The following is a 20,337-nucleotide window of genomic DNA, read 5'->3' on the forward strand; positions in this document are numbered from 1 at the left end:
AAACGTTAAACAATAGACTCCGGCTGCCACCGGATTCAAAAATTTTTCTTTACAAAGTGCGCTGCTCCAACGGTGCACTTTTTGTTTAAAACAGGCTTAAATTTCAATCACCTCCAAGTGATATTAATTACCTATAGCCATAATAATTACTTCTTCTTTTCCTTCTGCCGTAGTTTCTATTTTAAAATTAATATTTGATGTTTTCTTAAATATTTCTAGTACTTGCTTTACTGTGGTAGGTCGTTTTAGCATACAGCTATATTTGGTTTTTGCCAAAGCTTTATCGGCAATATGTATATCTACATCGTACCACTTTTCTAACTCGCTACAAATAGTACCCAAGGTTTTATCGATGAAAGCAAACTTGCCCTCCTTCCAAGCAGTAACGGCATCAATGTCTGCCTCTTTTATCCACATTTTATTTTTCGCTTTGTGGTAAAAAGCAATTTGTCCGGGTACAATTGCTTTCATAGCTTGTCCATTCACATCAAATAAATCAATACTTCCTTCAAGCAATGTAGTTTTAACTAAACTATTCACGCCATAAGCCGATACGTTAAACTGAGTACCTAAATCTTCGATAGTGACACCACCAGCATTCACTATAAATGCTCTATCAGGATTGTGTATTACATTAAAAAAAGCTTCACCATCGAGATTGGCTGTTACTTCTTTGTTGCTTTCATATACTTCTATTTTAGAATCGGAGTTTAACCAAATACTAGTGCCATCCGCCAAAGTAAATTCTGTTACACCGCCTTTTTGAGATTGATAAGTATAATTAGGTGCCTTATTAAAAAGCCCAATGGAATATTGAAAGAGAATACTTATACCAATGGCCAAAACAAAAACTGCAGCATATTTTACAAAGGCTTGTAAACTAAGTTTAGTTGCACCATGTGTAGCAGACCAGAACTTATTAAATGCTTCTTGCTTATGCTTTTTACTAGCCTGCTTTGTTTGAATATTGCTTAAAGTCCATAATGCTTGTGCATCAATAAACTCTTCTTTGGCCTCTTCATTATTTTGCAATTCAGTAAAAAACGCTTTACGCTCTTCATCGTTTGCCTTGCGGGATAATATTTTAAAATAATCTTTCAATTCACTTTCCTTTTGTGGTTACCTATACTAAACACGCAAGTATGTGAATACCCTATAAAAAAAAGCAATAAATGTTAATTTTACATTGCAACAATCACATAAGATACATCTAAACAACTACTTATAACTAATATTTATAAATGAAAAAGTATTAGGCATACTCCTTTAAGCAATACATATCTTTTTTTTTATTGAAATATACATGCAAGGCTTACGTAAGAGGATAGAATGTGCTTGAAGTAAATAATGTAATTGGTTCAATATCTAGGTCTAATACCAAAAACATCATCAAATGATTGGTATAATAAGCATTTTAGAGATAATTAATTGGCCATTTTATATTTTGGCTCGATAAGGAAACTGGTGCAAAACTCACAAAGCTTTAAGTAAACAAGTTTAGCCACTTATAAAAATCGAACAAAAGAGTTTCCCTTTAATTAACCCGATATACCTAAATACGTAAAAAGATCAGTGATAGTTTCTAACTCAGTATACTTATTACTTAAACCACCTAAGTCATCAACATGCTCATGAATCCATGTTGTATGAAAAGGAATATGAATGGCATCACAGCCTAATTCTAAGGGTGGTATTATATCCGATTTTAAAGAGTTCCCAATCATTAAAAATTCATTGGCCTCAATGTCTAAATGGGCAAGTAACTTACGGTAATTGACTAGGCCTTTATCACTCATCACTTCAACATGATGAAAATATTCTTCGAGCCCTGAACGCATTAACTTACGTTCCTGATCGAGTAAATCACCTTTGGTAGCAACTATCAACTTATATCCGTTAGCACTTAGTTTCTGTAAAACTTGCTCAACATTGGGCAATAACTCAACGGGCTTATCTAAGAACTCCTTACCCAAAGTTAGCATATTTTCAAGGTGAACGCCTTTTAATTTTCCATTACTTATTATATGTGCTGTTTCTATCATAGAAAGCATAAAACCCTTAATGCCATAGCCGTATAAATTTAGGTTGGCAATTTCTATTTCAAATAAACGGTTTATTGCTTGCTCATCGGGTAGATATTCTGCCATTAACTTGGCAAAATCTGCCTCTATCTCACGAAAGTAAGTTTCGTTAATCCATAAGGTATCGTCAGCATCAAAACCTATAACTTTATATTGCTTTTTCATTTATTTAAATAGCTTCATATTAAAAAAACCTAAGCACAATATTAATGCTTAGCTACACTAAATCTGTAAATAGTTTTTGAGTTAAAGTTTTCGCCTGGTTGCAAAATTGTATTCGGAAACTGAGGCTGATTAGGACTATCAGCATAATGCTGTGTTTCTAAACAAACTCCCTCTCGCTTATTGAGTGGCTTGCCAAACTTACCCATATCAGAACCATTCATAAAATTACCAGTATATAGCTGAATGCCTGGTTCTGTTGTATAAACATCCATTACTCTGCCTGAAGTAGGATCGTATAAAATAGCTGCGTGCGATAATAATTCCTCATCTTTATTTAGCACAAAGTTTATATCATAACCATTACCCAGTTTTAACTGTTCAAAATCATCGTTTATGCGAGCACCAAGAGGCAATGATGATTTAAAATTGTAAGGTGTACCTTCAACATTATCCAATTCTCCTGTAGGTATCTGTGTACTATCGAGAGGAGTATAATAATCGGCATTAACATACAAGTGATGATCAAGTATGGTTCCACTAGCCTCACCTCCTAGGTTAAAGAAGGCATGATTGGATAAGTTAATTGGCGTAGCTTTATCGGTACTTGCTTTATAGACTATAATTAATTCATTATCGTCACTAAGACTGAAGGATACATAAAGCTGCAAGTTTCCAGGATAACCTTGTTCACCATCAACCGATAAGTATGAAAATACCACTTCTGTAGTGCTTACTTTGGCAACATCCCAAACTTGCTTAAACAAACCTTCACTCCCACCATGTATGCTATTTACACCGTTATTTATGGGTAATTGGTATTGTACTGAGTCTAATATAAACTGACCTTTGGCAATTCTATTGGCATAACGTCCTACTGTATTCCCATAATAAGGGCCATTTGCCTCTAAATAAGCATCACCAGTTGCAAAACCAGTATTTACATCATCAAACTTACCATTCTTATCGGGCATCCAAATTGAAACAATACGTGCTCCAAAATTAGTAAGCTGTATGGTGCTGCCTTTAGAGTTTTTAAGAGTGAATAGCTCTATACTTTTTCCATCCAACTCAGTTTTAAAATCAGCCTCTCTAAGAATTTCATAGCTACCATTTTCACATCCTAATAAGGCAATAAGCGCAGCTAATACTAAAATTATTTTCATTTCAATACTTATTTTATGATAAATTAAAATTTACGTAACAATAAAAAACACAACATCAAATACTAATATTAAGTTGATAAGTAAACCTCTACTATCTCTTTAATTAAATTAGATATTATTTACAATTAAAAATCAGATAACAATATTACTGCTTTTTTTTCTGTGATAAAACCTAACATAATTATTAGGATAATATATTGTGGAAATATAAAATAGTATTATGTTTGCAAACCTTTCTGTAAGCTATTGGTTTTAATATGGTAAGATTTGTAGCCCCCAAAACCAATAAAGCTAATGGGGATGAAAAATACTTTGAACGTAAAAAATTAAGATAACAGAGCGTACTTGATTGATTCATTAATAATAAATTGATTGAAATGACTATTGAGAAACCAGAAAATCAACATATAATTGACTTACTTGATAATGGGTATGTTTGTTTTTCAATAGTTAACAAAGATCCTATTAACCTTAGAATTAAGCAACTTAATCAATTTGCAATTAAGATTTTAGGGCTTTCTGAAAAGGATATTTATAATATTTCCTTTAAAGATTTGGCTCCTGAGTGTTATGAGTCTATCCATTATAATTTTAATATATTACTACAATCAAAAACAACAATTCGATTTATCACAACGGTTTTTAGCAAAAATATAACACTCTCAATAAAAGCCACATATACAAACCGCAACGAAATTACTTGTATATTTTATGATATAAGTGAGCAGCTAAATTATGAACAACGCCTTCAGGAACAAAATGAAGAAATTCAAACTCAAAACGAAGAATTAGCTGCTACTAATGAGGAGTTAATACAAAGCTCTGAAAACTTATTTGAGACCAATAATATATTAGCAAAAAATGAACAAGAGTTAAAACAAATAAACGGAATGATTCAGTCGGTATTAAACCATATACCTGCTGCGGTGTTCTGGAAGAACACTGAATCTATTTATTTAGGTTGTAATATAGTATTTGCAAGAGATGCGGGTTATAACGATCCTTCTGATATTATTGGTAAAACAGATGCTGATTTTTTTTCTAAGTCTGATGTAGAACTCTATTATGCAGATGATAAAGAAGTTATTTCAAAAGGTATTAGAAAACTGAATTACGAAGAACCTCAGCAAAAAAGTGATGGTAGTATAAGTACTTTAAGAACAAACAAGGTACCACTACTCAACCACAAAAATGAGATAATTGGCATTATTGGTACTTACGAAGATATTACTGATATAAAGAATATACAAATTGAATTAATTAAAGCAAAAGAAAAAGCAGAAGAGTCGGACAGATTAAAAAGTGCTTTTTTGGCCAATATGAGCCATGAAATAAGAACTCCAATGAATGGCATTATTGGTTTTAGTCAATTACTAAAAGAAAAGGAAATAACAGACGAAGAAAAGGTTAGCTACATTGATATTATAAATGAAAGTGGTATTCAATTATTAAGCATTGTTAATGATATAATAGACATTTCTAAAATTGAAGCAGGACTTGTTGAATTACGCATAAAAGATATTAATGTTACCGATTTGATAAACTCAAGTTATAGTTTCTATCTTAAGGTAGCAGAACAAAATAATATAAGTCTAACACTTAATAATAAGGTACCTAAGGAATTTAGTTTTGCTCAAGATGAAATTAAAATTCAGCAAATACTGGGTAATTTAATAAGCAACGCCATTAAGTTTACTCAAAAAGGTGGTGTTACCATAAATTGTAGGCTTGTACGCGGCATGCTTAATATTGAAATTAAAGATACCGGCCTTGGTATTTCTGAGGAGTTTAAGAAATCTATATTCCAACGATTCAGACAAGGAAGATATAGACCTGAATCGAATAGAGGAACCGGCTTAGGTCTATCTATTTGCAAAGGTTATATTGATAAAATGAACGGTTTTATTGGTTTTGACTCAGAACTAGGCAAAGGGTCTACATTTTATATTAGTCTACCATCATTAGCTTAAAAAGCCTTGAGGTAATCCCCAAGGCTTATATCCAATATTTTTTTGAAGAACTTATTTCAAGCTAAAATTGACCGAATGCTTTACTTCTGAACTTCCTCCCACATAAACTCTAAAACCGCCTGGTTCTAATACGTATTTCCCATTAGGAAAGTAATATCCAAGCTCTTTATCACTTAGTTTAAACGTTATATTCTCTGTACCGCCTGCTTTAATACTAACTTTCTGAAATCCTTTAAGCTCCTTCAAAGGGCGTGCATACGTAGCTGCCTTATCACATATATAAAGCTGAACAACCTCTTCTCCATCAACAGTTCCCGTGTTGGATACATTAACAGATACTTGAAGCGTTTCTCCTTTTGATATTTCTGATGAAGATACTTTAATATCAGAATATTCAAAAGTTGTATAACTTAATCCAAACCCAAATGGATATAAAGGTGTATTTGGGGCATCGGTATAACTCGACCATAAATTATCTTCTGGATTTCCGGTATCAGGACGCCCCGTATTTTTATAGTTATAATAAATAGGAATTTGCCCCACATTTAAAGGAAACGTCATTGGTAACTTACCTGAAGGATTGTACTTTCCAAAAACAACATCAGCAATGGCATGACCAGCCTCAGTTCCACCGTGCCATGCTTCAAGAATTGCAGGAGCCTTTTCAGCAATTTCAGGAATAACCAAAGGACGACCGTTCATTAACACCACAACAATATTCTTATTTACCTTATAAATGGCATCGAATAACTCTTGTTGCAGGCCTCTTAATGTTATATCAGTTTGGCTACGACCTTCGCCCGACATAAATGCATCTTCACCTATGGCTAATAAAACAAGCTCTGATTTTTTTGCAGCATTAACTGCAGCACTAAATCCTGATTTATCAGTGTTATTAATAGTTAAATGCGTTGGAAAAGCACGTCCTGCAGTTGCTAATTTACAACCCTCGGCATAATTAATTTTTATACCATCGGCAGCGGCCTTAATGCCCGATAGCATTGAAACAGCCGAATTAGGTATTGCTTGCGCTCTCCAATTTCCAAGCGGACTGTCGTTGTCATCCGCCAACGGGCCAATAACAGCTATTGATTTTACACTTGATGTGATGGGTAATAAATTGCCTTCATTTTTCAATAATACCATTGATTCGCGTGCTACTTTACGGGATGCTGACTTATGCTCACCTGTGTAAATATTGGCCTTTTCTCTATCGATATTACTATATTTATAAGGATCTTCGAATAAACCCAAACGATACTTAATTCTTAAAATTCTGCGAACAGCATCATCAATAAGTTTAACATCAACCTTACCCTCCATAACCAGTTCTTCAAGATACTTAATGTAAGCTGTTGCTTCCATATCCATATCCGATCCGGCTGTAATGGCACGGAATGCGCACTCTTTTAAATCTGCTGCAGCCCCATGGATCATTATTTCGCCAATGCTATTCCAATCCGAAACCACAAATCCATCGTATCCCCACTCACCCTTAAGTAAGTCGCGTTGCAAGTAACTACTCGCTGTGGCAGGCATACCATCAATGGTATTAAAAGCATTCATAAAAGTAGCTACTCCACTTTCAGCCAAAGCCTTAAAAGGTGGAAGAACCACATTATGCAAGGACTCTCCTCCTATTTCAACAACATTATAATCTCTTCCTGACTCTGAAAAAGCATAGCCTGCAAAGTGTTTGGCGCAAGCAGCAATGGTATTTTCATTACTTAAATCATCTCCTTGAAAACCTTGCACTCTTGCTAAAGAAAAAGCTGTTGTTAAATAAGCATCCTCACCAGCGCCTTCCATTACTCTACCCCATCTTGCATCTCTTCCAACATCCACCATTGGAGCAAAAGTCCAATGTAAACCATTTGCAGCAGCTTCCTTCGCTGCTATTGATGATGACAACACTGCCAAGTCTGGATTCCAAGAAGCAGCTTCTGCCAAAGGAATTGGAAACATGGTCTTCTGTCCGTGAATAACATCATAACCAAAAATCAAAGGAATACCTAACCTTGAGTTTTCCACAGCTATTTTCTGTGCATTCAAGGTAGCTTCTGCTCCTACAACATTTAACATCGATCCTACTCTGCCATTTTTAATATCCTCCAATAAATCTTGGGTATTTTTAGCATTAGGTGCAGGACCTGTCATCTCCCACTGGCTCGTATGTTGGTTTAATTGGCCTATCTTTTCTTGCAGATTCATTCTGGCCAATAAATCTTCTATAAATTTATCTTCTTCAGTCATACCATTAGTAGTAATTGAACATGAAGAAAAAATAAACAAACCAATAAATACCGTTATTATAATTGTTTTCATATTTTACTTATTTGATAATAAATAGTTTAGCTTAAACAAAGCTTAATAAACAACTAAAGCTGCCACTTAGGGCAGCTTTAGAATTTTTGACTTTGTTCTATCAATACTGATTATCTCCAATATTTGTTCTGCACTAAGTTAGGATTTGCATCCAACTCTGTTTGTGGAATAGGTAGTTTACTATACTTCTCTGTAAAAGTAACTCCTTCACGATCTAACTCACTGCCTTTACCCCAGCGAATTAAATCGTAAAAACGATGTCCTTCGTATGATAATTCAGCAATTCTTTCTTTTTCGATAACAGTCATATCAACTGTCCCAACAGGATCAGTCATTCCAACTCTATTATGTAGTTTTTGAATTTCTCCTGCCGCATCGCCACCTGTTTGCACATAAGCTTCAGCTAATAATAGAATTACTTCAGCATAACGCATAATTCGAAGGTTTGTGCCCATATTAAGACCTGGTTCATCACCATCTCCTAAACCACCTTCATCATTCCAAGTTCCATATTTTAGTCGAAGAACACCTGCTCCCTCATGTTGATATCCTCCATCAGCATCCTTTAAACTAACATTATATTCAGGAGCTGCTAACTCATCATTATCTAATACTGTTCCTTTTCTTCGAGGGTCATTCACATCAAAAGCATCATACATTTTTCGTGTTGGAGGTAAAGCTCCCCAACCTGCAAACATTTCAATGGCAATATCACCACCATCGGCAGCACTCCAGTGTGTATCACGAGGACCACATAATATCCAGTGAATATTATTTTCTTGTGCTCTTCCATCGCCCCATATATTGTAGTTACCCCAGTTCCAACCTTCGAAAGTAGAATACCCTATCTCAAATAAAGACTCTGTACCGTATTCTGTTGATTTCTTAAGAACTTCTGAAAAATCAGATTCTAAGGCATAACCTTTAACAGCTTCTAAATAAGGAACTGCCTCTGAATATTTCTCTTGAAATATTAATGCTTTCCCCATCATTGCGTTAGCAAATCCTTTTGCAATACGCCATGGATCTTGATCTCCTTTTTCTGGCAAGTCTGCAATAGCCATGGTTAAATCTGCTTCTATCTGGGCATAAATAGCCTCAACACTACTTGCTTCCATAAAGTATTCTGATGGTAAAAGTTCTGTTAAAACTAAAGGTACTTCATCAAATAGGTTCACCAATTCAAAATATAAATAAGCCCTCAAAGCATAGGCTTCAGCCTTTACTACAGCTGAATTTGGAGCCTCACCCACATTTTTAATAACTATGTTAGCTCTGTATATACCAAAATATAAACGCCCCCACAGGTCACTAATCTTTGTATTATTAGGTGTATGTTTCAAATCATCAAGATCATGGTATTCAGGTTGATCGCCATCATCAGAACCACCTGCTCTTGCTTCGTCAGATAAAACAGTTTTTATGTGATAAAGACTAACCCAATCTTGCGCATTTACAACCTGAATCATATCATAAACTGCTGCTAATGCTTGCAAGTTATCTTCATCAGTTTTATAGAAATCTTCTTGCGGAATTAATCCCTCTTCAGGTATTTCAAGCCAATCCTTTGAGCATGATGTAGAAACCAGCACAAGGAGAATTGCGAATAATTTATATATATTTTTCTTCATTGCTTTATTTTTTTCAAGATTAGAACGATACATTTAAGCCAAACATTACCTTACGAGGTGTAGGATATACTCCTCTATCAACACCTTGACGATCAAACTGCTCGCTACCAGCTTCAGGGTCCATACCATCATACTTTGTGAAGGTAAAATAGTCATCTAAGGATACATAAACTCTTACAGAACCAAGCTTTAGTGTCTCTAATAAACCTGCAGGTAAGTTATAACCTAATTGAATTTGTTTAAGTCTAAAGAAATCAGCATCCTGTACCATCAAGTCACTTGCAAACATTTTACTATCTGCACCAGCCTTTGGCATAGAAGCGTTAGTATTACTAGCTGTCCATCTATCATCATAGAAGCTCTTAGGCATATTAGATGTTAAACGGTCAGTACGAATCCAACCATAAATAACTTGATTACCCCCTTGACCTTGGCCTAACACATTAAAATCAAAACCTTTATATTCTGCAAAGAGAGATAAACCGTAAGTATATGTAGGATGTGGACTTCCAATGTTTTTTCTATCAGCATCTACAGGTTCTAGCGTATCATTACCATCAGCGTCAACATAAATAGGGTTACCACTAGCGGCATCAATTCCATTTGTTTCATATCCTCTATAGTACCAAATTGGTTCTCCTACTTCAAAAGCTGTTGCGCCTGGCCATGATCCAGTACCAATAGAAGTACCATCTAAACGAGGAGAAACAACATTAAGTCTGGTAACTTCGTTTTTAAGGGTTGCAAAGTTTCCATTTATTCCATACTTAAAGTCTCCACTGTAGTCTTTCCAACCTAAGCTTAATTCAACACCTGAGTTTTTAACATCACCGGCATTAGTCATCGATGGATATGTTCCAGAAGTTGCAGCGGGAGGTTGTGCAAACATTAATAAATCTTTTGTTTCTTTAGAGAAATAGTCAACTGAGAAAGTCAACTTACTATCTAACATTCTTAAGTCTAAACCAATATTAGTTTGTTCACTTGTTTCCCAAGTCAAATCTGGGTTTGCTGTTCTTCCTGGCTCAACTACAGTTATAAATCCACCATTTGAATCAATAGGGTATCTTAATCCTGAAGATGTTAGTGAAGAAGAATATAAGAATTGACCTTGATCACGTGCTCGACTAATAATAGAGTTTATACTACCATTTTGTCCCCAACTGGCACGTAATTTACCACTCGAAATAAAATCCACATTAAAGAAATCTTCTTCCGAGAACGTCCATCCTGCTGAAAATGATGGAAAGACACCACCAATTCCGTCAATAGGTACGTTAGTTGTTGATGTTAAATCATTTCTTAGGGTAGCTGTTGCCATATATTTTCCTTTGTAGCTATATGAAGCTCTACCAAAATAAGATACTAACTTATTTTGGAAAGCATTTCCATTTGTTAATCCTTGAACAGAACTAGTATAATCATGCTGAGCATACTGTTTTCCTTCACGAGGCATACCTGACGTATTTGTTGTAACATACTTATCAACACTCATTTGAGCAGACATACCAAGTACACCCGAGAAACTATGATCTCCCCAAGATTTATTGTAGTTTAAGAAATTCTCCCATTGCCATTGATAAAACAAATCATAATTATCTGATGTTGCAAGGGTTGAATTGTTTCTTTCAGTAGAATAGTAATAAGTCGGAGTCCAATTTTCGGTGTTAGTTATTTTTAAATCTAAACCTGGACGAGAAGTAAATTTTAGATCTTTAGTAAGGTCAACTTCCATAGTTATAGCCCCTATCAAACGATCCGTAACTCTCTCTTCTTGTGCTATATCCATTTGTAAGAATGGATTAATCATTTCGCCTCTTACATTCTCAGATATAGCGTAATAATCTCCGTTAGCATCCTTTCTTAATGGTTGTCCCTCTGCCAATTTCTCTTGCATAAATGCATTTTCACTACCTACAGGAAGTGTAGTTGCAGTATAAGGGTCTAAGAGTAATGCTGAAGAAATAATTCCTCCAAATTCATCATCTTCATTCAATATTTTTCTTTTTGAACGAGCATAAGTTGCATTGACACCAACTTTTAACCAACTCTTAATTTCTTGATCAGCATTTAACCTAGCAGTAAAACGCTCAAAACCTGACTTATCTTCACCTATTATACCTTCTTGGTTGATATAACTAATAGAAGTAAAATATTTTGACTTTTGCGTACCTCCTGAAAATGAAACATTGTGAGATTGAATAGGCGCTGTTGTGAAAATTTCATCTAACCAATCCGTATCATGATCACTTGTTACTACATCATAACCTCTTTCACTTTGATATTGTTGATATTCTCCTGCATTTAATAAACTTGGTAAGTTACCAACACTTTGGATACCATAACTAAAATCGTAGGTTACTTTTCCTTCGCCTGCTTTACCTTGTTTTGTAGTAATCATTACTACTCCATTACCACCTTCTGCACCATAAATAGCAGATGAAGCACCATCTTTAAGCACTTCCATAGATGCGATATCACTAGGAGCGATTGACGAAATATCAGACATCCTAATACCATCAACAATATAAAGTGGGTTAGAATTGCCATTTGTACCTGCACCGCGAATTTTCATATTCATACCTGCACCAGGAGAACCTGACTGTGGTACAATAACAACACCAGGTGTTCTACCTTGTAATGCACTCTCTGCATTCGTCCAAGAAATATTCTCTAATTCTTTAGACTCAATACCAGCGATGGCTCCAGTTACAAGACTCTTTTTCTGCACTCCATAACCAACAACCACAACCTCATCTACATCCTGTGTATCTGCAGTTAAAGTAGGATTAATGGTTGTTTGGTCCCCTACAGGCACCTCTTGCTCGTTAAATCCTATAAAACTAAATACTAGAACATCGCTAGACATAGCTTGAATGGAATACTTCCCATCAATATTTGTAACTGTTCCAACTGTTGTTCCTTTAATAACAACATTTACGCCAGGTAATGCTTCTCCTGAAGCATCTGTAATTGTACCGGAAACGCTTTGTGTTTGCGCCATTACCAGTGAGAAGTTTAAACACATCAACAATAAAACCATTGCCGATTTAAGTAACTTTGATGATATCGTTACTTCTTTACGTTTTGTTAACAAACTACTAATAGTAGTTGAGTTGCTTTTTTTCATAGTTTTGTAACTTTAATTTTTCAATTCCATGTTTCCTTATAAATTGGATTTTGATAATTATAAATGAACCTGATTATAATGTGCGAAATTATTTTCAGGTTCTACTTTTCTCTCTTTTACTCTATTTCATAGGCATCTAATATTGAGGTTGTAAGCACCAATGGCGCGTTCCAATTAATTGCAATTTCATTTGTTGAATAACTACATTCCATATCGATATACGATAGTGCTGGAAAGTGAGATCTTTTAACTTCTGAGCCACAGTCATCTAAAACAATTGTATTAGGTCCACCAATTAAGAAACCTGGTATTGGTTCCTTTATATTATCTGCAGCAGATGGACGGTGATGTATATATTGAGGTGATTTCTTTCCGAAACCACTAACGAAACAATAAGATGTTGCATTCCTACCCATAATGTAATTGTAATCTTCGTTTGCAGAATTAAGATACCTATTATTTTTGGTAATATGATAAGCTACTGACTTTAACATAGCCTGATTAGCCACATCCGAGTTACTTCCCCATTCAAATTTATCTAAGCCTACTATATATGGCGTATTCTCTTGCAGAATGATTAAATTATCAACGTAAGATATAAAGAGCTCACTTAAGTGAGTAAATTCGTTTGCTGCTTGAGAGGTAATTAAAGAAATAATACCCAAGGTGTTTACCACATCCCATTTGGGAATATTCAATAGTTCCTCATTCTCATCAATATACTTTAAGTACATTTTATCGCCTGTACTCAGGTATAATTCTGAAGCTGCCCAAAACCACTCATCAACCAAACTGGTATCTGAATAAGCTCCTGTAGAAATATCAGATGGTTGATCATAAAACACAGATGGATTTTTCATTGCCCAACTCCAAGCTTCTTTAGCTTGACTGAGCATGGTTTTACTTAATGATTTTGTGGTTTCAAAGTCTTGGTAAACTCTTTGTGCAGCGCACATAGTTGCAGTAAAATCAAGAGCTGCCGACGTGCTTTTTTGAACTAAGTATCGTTTTTTAATAGCTTCATGCGGCATAACGAAGTCTTCAAACTTTTTTGAGGTTAGTTTATGATACACTCCTCCATCATTATCATCTTGCATTGTTTGCATCCACTTTAGGTTATAAAGCGTTTCTGCAAGAATATCGGGCAATTCGCCACCTGATTCAGGAATATTCACGTTAAGATTTGAATGGTACTTAGGTGCTAGATCATACGCTTTCAATAAAGTATATGATGTAATACTACTATTTACAATATACTTATTGTAATCCCCAGCATCGTACCAGCCTCCACTTGATGAAACTTCACTTCCTTCAGGGTATTCTTTACTTGCTGCTGATCGATGGATATATACTTTCGTATCTGGATGCCCTGCTTCTCTTGCCCATTTACCAGCATACTCTTGGGTAAGCGGCATGGCTGTTCTATTATAATAGAATGCTTTTAAACTTGCTTTAGCAACTTCAGTATAAGCATTATTAGAGATATTTATTGAATCACATATAATCTGGTCATCAACATACAAACAATAATACCCTTCTGTATTTAAAGCTGTAAAGTCGATTAAAGAAACTGAATCGCCAGATAAGGGCCAATATGAGGCTTCCCATATTCTGCCTTTATGCACCACATTTCCCTGAGCATCTTTTAAATTAAAGTACTGACCAGAACCTCTTAAAAGTGCTTTTTTAGGTGTATTGGTTTGATACGCATACTGATTGTATAACAACTCTTTTGCATTTAAAGAGCTGGTTTTACCATTATCAGAACATGCGAGTACTAATAAGCTTAATATCAGAATTAATGTAGTTTTAATTGTCATAGATATTATAAGAAATAGATTATTCATGTATTAGGTATTCCTTAGCGGGTAACTTAGGAAGAAAGAGGAGCACGTTTGCTCACTCTTTCTGAATTTTAGCTAACGTTTTAGCCCATTGTAACAACCACCTGATAGTCTCCACTTGACTGAACAGGGATGATATTATTATCTAGCACCTGACCATTCACCGAAATAGTCTTTACGCCTTTTGATACTTTATTAGGATTTACAACTTCAATATGATAGTTTGCTCCTCTATACTTTCTTTTTACTTTAAATCCTTTCCAATCGCTCGGAATACATGGATCAATTTCAAGGCCATCATATGAGGTTCTTATACCTAGTATATATTGAGTTATGGTATAAAAATTCCATGCTGCAGTACCCGACAACCAGCTATTTTTACCTTCGCCTGGTTTAAAGGCATCTTTACCTGCAATCATTTGACAATACACATAAGGCTCAACTTTATGTAGCTCGCTAATATCCTCAAGATAAGCTGGGCATATCTTTTTAAAATAATCCCAAGCCTGGTCTCCACGGCCTATCATTGTTTCACCAATAATTACCCAAGGGTTATTATGACAGAAAATACCTGCATTCTCCTTATATCCTGGTGGGTAAGTTGAAATCTCACCATATTCAATTACATATTTTGTAAAAGCCGGATTATTCAGTACTATACCATATGGTGTATCTAATCGCTCTTTAACACTATCCAAGGCCTTTTCAACCATGCCTTCTTCAAGTCCTACTCCGGCCATACTACACCAACCTTGCGATTCAATAAATATTTTACCTTCTTCGTTTTCGTTTGAGCCTACTTTTTTACCATAATAATCGTAAGCACGTAGATACCAATCTCCATCCCATCCATGCTCTTTTATGGCAGTCTCCATATTGGCTACCTCTGCTTGTGCAGCCGCAGCTTCTTCTGTGTTACCAATTCTATTGCATAGCTCAACATATTCCTTACCATACACTACGAATAGTCCGGCAATCATAAGTGACTCAGCTGTTTTTCCTTTTTTATTACCCGTGGTTTGAAACGATTCATTGGGATCTGTAGAAAAACAATTCAGATTTAAGCAATCATTCCAATCAGCACGACCAATTAATGGTAAGTTATGCGGTCCTAAATTATTCACTACATGGTAAAATGAAACCTTAAGGTGATGTAATAAAGATTGCGCTTTGCTTTCATCATTATCAAACGGCACTTGCTCATCTAAAATGCTAAAATCGCCTGTTTCTTTAATATACTCCGTAACCGAAAGTATTAACCAAAGTGGATCATCGTTAAAGTCTCCGCCTAAAGCGTGATTCCCTTTTTTTGTTAAAGGTTGATATTGGTGATAACATCCACCATCTTCAAATTGAGTAGCTGCAATATCTAAAATTCTTTCTTTTGCCTTTTCAGGAATTTGATGTACAAAACCAATCAAATCTTGATTAGAATCGCGGAATCCCATACCTCTACCAATACCACTTTCGAAGAAACTTGCGCTTCGCGACATATTAAAGGTTACCATACATTGGTACTGATTCCAAATATTCACCATTCTATTCAATGGCTCCTCATCACTATCAATCTGAATATTATCCAATAATCCTGTCCAATAATCCTTCAGCTCATCAAAAGCAGCCATTACCTTTCCAGGCGTATTAAACTGCTCTTGCATGGCAAGTGCTTTTTCTTTGTTAATTACACCTTTTGATTCCCACTTATTATCAGCTTCATTCTCTACATAACCAAGAATAAAAACAAACTCTTCTTCTTGTCCAGGAGCTAGTTCTACTTCTATATAATGTGAAGCTATCGGAGACCATCCGTGTGCTTCACTGTTAGTAGCTTTTCCGGCTTTTACAACCTGCGGATTATGAAAACCATTATGCATACCAATAAAAGTTTCTCTATCGGTATCAAAACCATCAATTTTGCGGTTTGATGAAAAGAAAGCAAAATGATCTCTACGCTCTTTATATTCCGTTTTATGGTAAATTGCTGATCCTTCAACTTCCACTTCTCCGGTAGAAAAATTACGCTGAAAGTTGGCCATATCATCTTCGGCATTCCAAAGACACCACTCCATAAATGAAAACAGCTTAACCGTTTTTGGTTTATCCGTTTCATTCTTCAATTTTAACAAATGAACCTCTCCCCAATAATCTTGTGGAATGAAACAAAGTAAGTTAGACGATAATCCATTCTTTTCAGAGATAAAGCGCGAATAACTCAATCCATGTCTGCATTCGTAAGAATCTAACTCTGTTTGAGTTGGTTTAAAACCAGGATTCCAGATAGTGTCATTATCATTGATATAATAGTAACGACCACCATTATCCATTGGTACATTATTGTATCTGTATCGAGTTAAACGTCTGAATTTGGCGTCTTTGTAAAATGCATAACCACCTGCTGTATTTGAAACCAATCCGAAAAAATCTTTATTTCCTAAATAATTGATCCATGGGAATGGTGTTAATGGCGTATCAACAACATATTCTCTCGCCTCATCATCAAAATATCCGTATCTCATAATTAATACTATTAGCCTATATTACTTGTTTCTAGTTCTTTATTTCGTCTTTCCTCTAATTCAAGCGTAATCTCATTCATTTTAGTTTGTGTTAATGGGTATATAACCATTACAATTGCTGCTACAAGAGCTACTAAAGCAGGCACCCAACTCATTAACATTTTTATAGCGGGCAAGGCTCCTTGTATGGTACTCGAGTCCATACCATCGTAATGGAAAGCTGCTAACACTGCACCAATTATAGCTGCGGCAAGTCCACCTCCAAATTTGGTAACAAAAGAGCCTGCTGAATATATGAGCCCTGTTGCCCTTCTCCCATTTTTAAATTCAGAATAATCCGCTGCATCACCTAACATGGTAAAAAATAGGGTTGGGAATATTGCTGCTCCAAATTCAGACACAATACCAATTGTAAAAATGGCACCAATATCTTGCGGTCCACAAAAAGCAAACAAGGCATTTACTCCACCTGAGAATAGTAAGGCGTAAATAAACAATCGCCTTTTACCTAACAACTTTCCTAAAGGAGCTGTTGCTACTGCGCCTGCGATTGACGCAATCATTAAACCCACTAGAAACGAAGCTGCCAGTAACTGATCGTTTAAATAAAGGGTGAAATAATACATCACCATTCCTTGTTTAATTGAATTATAGATAGTCCATAGTAAACCAACGGCTAGCAAAACCAACCATGGCTTATTTTTAATTAAATCGCTTAAATCGCGTTTTAAATTTGACTTCTGTGTTTTCGGAGGGGATACCCTTTCACGCGTACTGGCAAAGGTTATAAACATAAACAACGCTAAAAACGCCGATAAAACATAGATAGAATAACTGTATCCTTTCTTTTGATTTATTAGAGTAATTTTTTCCGAGGATAAATCTGACTCACCACTTACAATAAAACTATATGGCTTATCAGCATCCATTGAAAAGCTTATATATGGTGAAGGCTCATTTTTAATACCACTTTCAGCACTTTCCCACACAAATGTAGCTACGCCATCTTTAGTCTTTATATTCGCATTTTCAACATCCTGAGGTGATGATACACTGACCTGGTATTTTTCATCGCTAATTTTATCAATATCAATTGTAGGATTAACATTACCAAAGTAAGCTACCAAAAACAGTAAAGCTCCCTGTACAATCATACCTCCACCAAAAGCACCTACCATTCTGTAAGAACCTAAACTGGTGCGCTCTTTATTATCGCCTGTCATCACAGCCATTAAAGCTCCGTAAGGGATATTATTTGCAGTATAAATTAGAGTAAATAATATGTAAGTGGTATATGCGTATATTATTTTGCCAGTCATTCCTATATTAGGAGTAGTAAATAATAGCGATAAGATTCCGGCCAAAGGTATGGCTGTCCATAATACCCAAGGACGAAATTTACCGTATTTCGATTTTGTTCTGTCTCCTATGATTCCCATGGCAACGTCACTAATGCCATCACTAAAACGAGCTACCAATAACAATAGTCCCGCGGCTGCAGCTGTTAAGCCAAATACATCAGTATAAAAGAACAACAAGAAGGTAGAAACACCGCGCCAAGCTATGTTAGCTGCACCATCGCCTAAGGCGTAACCTATCTTCTCTCTAATAGAAATCTTATTTGTATTTATTTTGTCTGCCATTATCTTATACTATAAAGTTTAGTAGATCCTTCTTCGTATTTCCGTATACATCGCGACTAAACATGTACAACTGTGCAGGCTTATGCGCCACTCCTTTTTGCTTCTCATCTAAAGGAATTAGATATTTCATACGAGCTACTTTCTTTCTGAAGTTTCTTTTATCAAACTCCGTATCTAATATTATTTCGTAAACTTTTTGTACTTGAGACAGGGTGAATTTCTGTGGTAATAACTCAAAACCAATTGGTTCATGGATTATCTTATTACGTAAGGATAATAAAGCACTCTCTAAAATAAGATTATGATCAAAAGCCAACTCTCCAACTTCATCAACCGGAACCCACTGAACGTTACGCCCCTTCCATTCTAATGTAACCTGATCTGTAGCTAACAAGGCAAAATATCCAACAGAAACAATTCTTTGAAAAGGATCTCTACCATCATGTTGAAGCCACTTAATATCATTTTCTTTTGTTAATCTATCGGGATGGGCAAATGTTTTAAACTGCTCTAAATAAATATTAGTTAAACCTGTTAATTCAAACAAAACTCTATCTGCTGCGGCATCTAAAGGTTCATTTTCATATACATGATTCCCTGTCAGTGTTAAATCTGTAAAAGAAGTACTACCTTCACTTAGTGTACGATCAACAAGCAACACTTTCAACCTCTCCCCGTCGAAGCCAAATATTACACAATCTACAGATATATAATTATTTAATTCCATACTATTTCAATTCAAAATAAACAAATAAGTGCTAGATGAAATACCTTTGTGTGATTAGAACACTTACTATATTTTGAGCTAATGTATGAGAAAATAAATAATGCTCCAAATTTTTTAACAATATTGTTAATTAGTGTTACAATAACTTAGTGTTGTTTTTACACTTTAATCCCTTTCTAGCTCTAGGATTTAGAACATAAGATTTAATACAAAAAAAAATGTTGATTTTTTAGCAGAAACATAAATCTGTACTAAACACGTTCAATTTTAGAATCAAGTGTTACTTTTGCCTCAAATAAGAACCACGATGATACAGTGCCAAATAGTTAATATAGAGAAAGGATTACTTTACGATGAATATAGAAATGTGGTAACTCCGCCACCGGGATGGGTGTTTTTACCTGCTGGAGATGCTGGTATTACAAGAAAAGTAACTGCTAAAAAACGATACTGGAAGGTTGTTTTTAAAAAAGGAAGAAGAACTATGTCGAAAGGAGTGTGGGCTCCACGAGATATTATTGAAAATGCACAAAAAGAAGTTGCCTCTACCCGATCTACCGACACCTACAAAAAGAAACAAGCCTATACTAAGGCAAGAAGGGATAAGCTGCAAAGTGAATACGAAGTAGAGTTTTATAATACAGTAAAAAAACACCTTCGCTTTGATGAAAAATACAAAAGTATGGAAACGATATTGGCTGCCGTTATTACTGAGTTTGCTATCCCAGTAGGAAGTGGAACTGTGGCACGCACCCAACAAATACCAATTTCAGAAAGAGCTAAAAAGGCCGTAACGGCATGGATGCGTCACCAAACGAGTAACTACGACAATATGAAGATTCCATTAATTAAAGGGAAACGCAGAGAGGTAAGGCGTAACATAGCTGAGGAATCCAACAAAATATTAGATAAATACCGTAAAGGTGAGTCTGTTAGCGAAAATTGTCCCCTTTTTAAAAAGGTAAAGCAAATAGCACAAAGCAAATCATAGTATTATCTTTAAAAAAGGCTTAAATATTATTACCAAGCATCCCAAAAGTATTTTTATTTAAAAACTAATCAATAGTCATCAAGCCAAATTTTGATGCTATTGCATGTGTTCCGTCCATTGTTATTACATAGAACAATTAATAATAAAGGAA

Annotated in this window: 12 protein-coding genes; 2 read left to right on the forward strand and 10 right to left on the reverse strand. The window is 35.2% G+C overall.

Annotated elements, in window-relative coordinates:
- Window positions 1-123: 123 nt before the first annotated feature.
- From A8B35_RS06935 to A8B35_RS06945, 3 genes are all read right to left on the reverse strand, one after another.
- Window positions 124-1,101 carry a FecR family protein gene (locus A8B35_RS06935; protein WP_068471891.1) on the reverse strand — a complete coding sequence of 326 codons (978 nt, stop codon included), beginning with the start codon at window positions 1,099-1,101 and terminating at the stop codon, window positions 124-126.
- Between the two features lie 437 nt (window positions 1,102-1,538).
- Window positions 1,539-2,246 carry an HAD family hydrolase gene (locus tag A8B35_RS06940; RefSeq protein WP_068471893.1) on the reverse strand — a complete coding sequence of 236 codons (708 nt, stop codon included), beginning with the start codon at window positions 2,244-2,246 and terminating at the stop codon, window positions 1,539-1,541.
- Between the two features lie 41 nt (window positions 2,247-2,287).
- Window positions 2,288-3,409 carry an aldose epimerase family protein gene (locus A8B35_RS06945; RefSeq protein WP_083634353.1) on the reverse strand — a complete coding sequence of 374 codons (1,122 nt, stop codon included), beginning with the start codon at window positions 3,407-3,409 and terminating at the stop codon, window positions 2,288-2,290.
- A 377-nt stretch (window positions 3,410-3,786) separates the two neighbouring features.
- Here A8B35_RS06945 and A8B35_RS06950 point away from each other — a divergent pair, with 377 nt between their 5' ends.
- Complete coding sequence (locus A8B35_RS06950) at window positions 3,787-5,379, forward strand: PAS domain-containing protein (protein WP_068471895.1); 1,593 nt, start codon at window positions 3,787-3,789, stop codon at window positions 5,377-5,379.
- Window positions 5,380-5,430: 51 nt separating this feature from the next.
- Here A8B35_RS06950 and bglX read toward each other — a convergent pair whose 3' ends face one another.
- The 7 genes from bglX to A8B35_RS06985 all read right to left on the reverse strand — a co-directional run bounded on the left by bglX (window position 5,431) and on the right by A8B35_RS06985 (window position 19,195).
- Window positions 5,431-7,704, reverse strand: a complete 2,274-nt coding sequence (gene bglX / locus A8B35_RS06955) for a beta-glucosidase BglX (RefSeq protein ID WP_068471897.1) — start codon at window positions 7,702-7,704, stop codon at window positions 5,431-5,433.
- A gap of 110 nt (window positions 7,705-7,814) precedes the next feature.
- On the reverse strand, window positions 7,815-9,335 hold the full coding sequence (locus A8B35_RS06960; protein ID WP_068471957.1) for a RagB/SusD family nutrient uptake outer membrane protein: 1,521 nt from the start codon (window positions 9,333-9,335) through the stop codon (window positions 7,815-7,817).
- Between the two features lie 19 nt (window positions 9,336-9,354).
- Entirely contained in the window at window positions 9,355-12,465 is a 3,111-nt protein-coding gene (locus A8B35_RS06965) for a SusC/RagA family TonB-linked outer membrane protein (RefSeq protein ID WP_083634355.1), read from the reverse strand.
- Between the two features lie 116 nt (window positions 12,466-12,581).
- A complete protein-coding gene (locus A8B35_RS06970) occupies window positions 12,582-14,312 on the reverse strand; it encodes a glycoside hydrolase family 9 protein (RefSeq protein WP_068471899.1) in 1,731 nt (576 codons plus the stop codon).
- Window positions 14,313-14,392: 80 nt separating this feature from the next.
- Window positions 14,393-16,825 (reverse strand): GH36-type glycosyl hydrolase domain-containing protein, encoded by a 2,433-nt coding sequence (locus A8B35_RS06975; protein ID WP_068471901.1) that lies wholly within the window; start codon window positions 16,823-16,825, stop codon window positions 14,393-14,395.
- Window positions 16,826-16,836: 11 nt separating this feature from the next.
- Window positions 16,837-18,468, reverse strand: coding sequence for an MFS transporter (locus A8B35_RS06980; RefSeq protein WP_068471903.1), 1,632 nt, complete (start codon window positions 18,466-18,468; stop codon window positions 16,837-16,839).
- Window positions 18,469-18,472: 4 nt separating this feature from the next.
- On the reverse strand, window positions 18,473-19,195 hold the full coding sequence (locus A8B35_RS06985) for an NUDIX hydrolase (RefSeq protein ID WP_068471905.1): 723 nt from the start codon (window positions 19,193-19,195) through the stop codon (window positions 18,473-18,475).
- Window positions 19,196-19,502: 307 nt separating this feature from the next.
- On the opposite strand from A8B35_RS06985, the gene A8B35_RS06990 reads away from it, so the two are divergent.
- A complete protein-coding gene (locus A8B35_RS06990) occupies window positions 19,503-20,186 on the forward strand; it encodes a DUF2293 domain-containing protein (RefSeq protein ID WP_068471907.1) in 684 nt (227 codons plus the stop codon).
- The last annotated feature ends 151 nt before the right edge of the window (window positions 20,187-20,337 follow it).

Source organism: Saccharicrinis aurantiacus (assembly GCF_001660705.2).
GTDB classification, from domain to species: Bacteria; Bacteroidota; Bacteroidia; order Bacteroidales; family Marinilabiliaceae; genus Saccharicrinis; species Saccharicrinis aurantiacus.

Coding starts and splice junctions, on each gene's coding strand:
- A8B35_RS06940 (WP_068471893.1), bottom strand. CDS start 2,246: ATGAAAAAGCAATATAAAGTTATAGGTTTTGATGCTGACGATACCTTA.
- A8B35_RS06980 (WP_068471903.1), bottom strand. CDS start 18,468: ATGGCAGACAAAATAAATACAAATAAGATTTCTATTAGAGAGAAGATA.
- A8B35_RS06960 (WP_068471957.1), bottom strand. CDS start 9,335: ATGAAGAAAAATATATATAAATTATTCGCAATTCTCCTTGTGCTGGTT.
- A8B35_RS06990 (WP_068471907.1), top strand. CDS start 19,503: ATGATACAGTGCCAAATAGTTAATATAGAGAAAGGATTACTTTACGAT.
- A8B35_RS06975 (WP_068471901.1), bottom strand. CDS start 16,825: ATGAGATACGGATATTTTGATGATGAGGCGAGAGAATATGTTGTTGAT.
- A8B35_RS06970 (WP_068471899.1), bottom strand. CDS start 14,312: ATGAATAATCTATTTCTTATAATATCTATGACAATTAAAACTACATTA.
- A8B35_RS06985 (WP_068471905.1), bottom strand. CDS start 19,195: ATGGAATTAAATAATTATATATCTGTAGATTGTGTAATATTTGGCTTC.
- bglX (WP_068471897.1), bottom strand. CDS start 7,704: ATGAAAACAATTATAATAACGGTATTTATTGGTTTGTTTATTTTTTCT.
- A8B35_RS06950 (WP_068471895.1), top strand. CDS start 3,787: ATGACTATTGAGAAACCAGAAAATCAACATATAATTGACTTACTTGAT.
- A8B35_RS06945 (WP_083634353.1), bottom strand. CDS start 3,409: ATGAAAATAATTTTAGTATTAGCTGCGCTTATTGCCTTATTAGGATGT.
- A8B35_RS06965 (WP_083634355.1), bottom strand. CDS start 12,465: ATGAAAAAAAGCAACTCAACTACTATTAGTAGTTTGTTAACAAAACGT.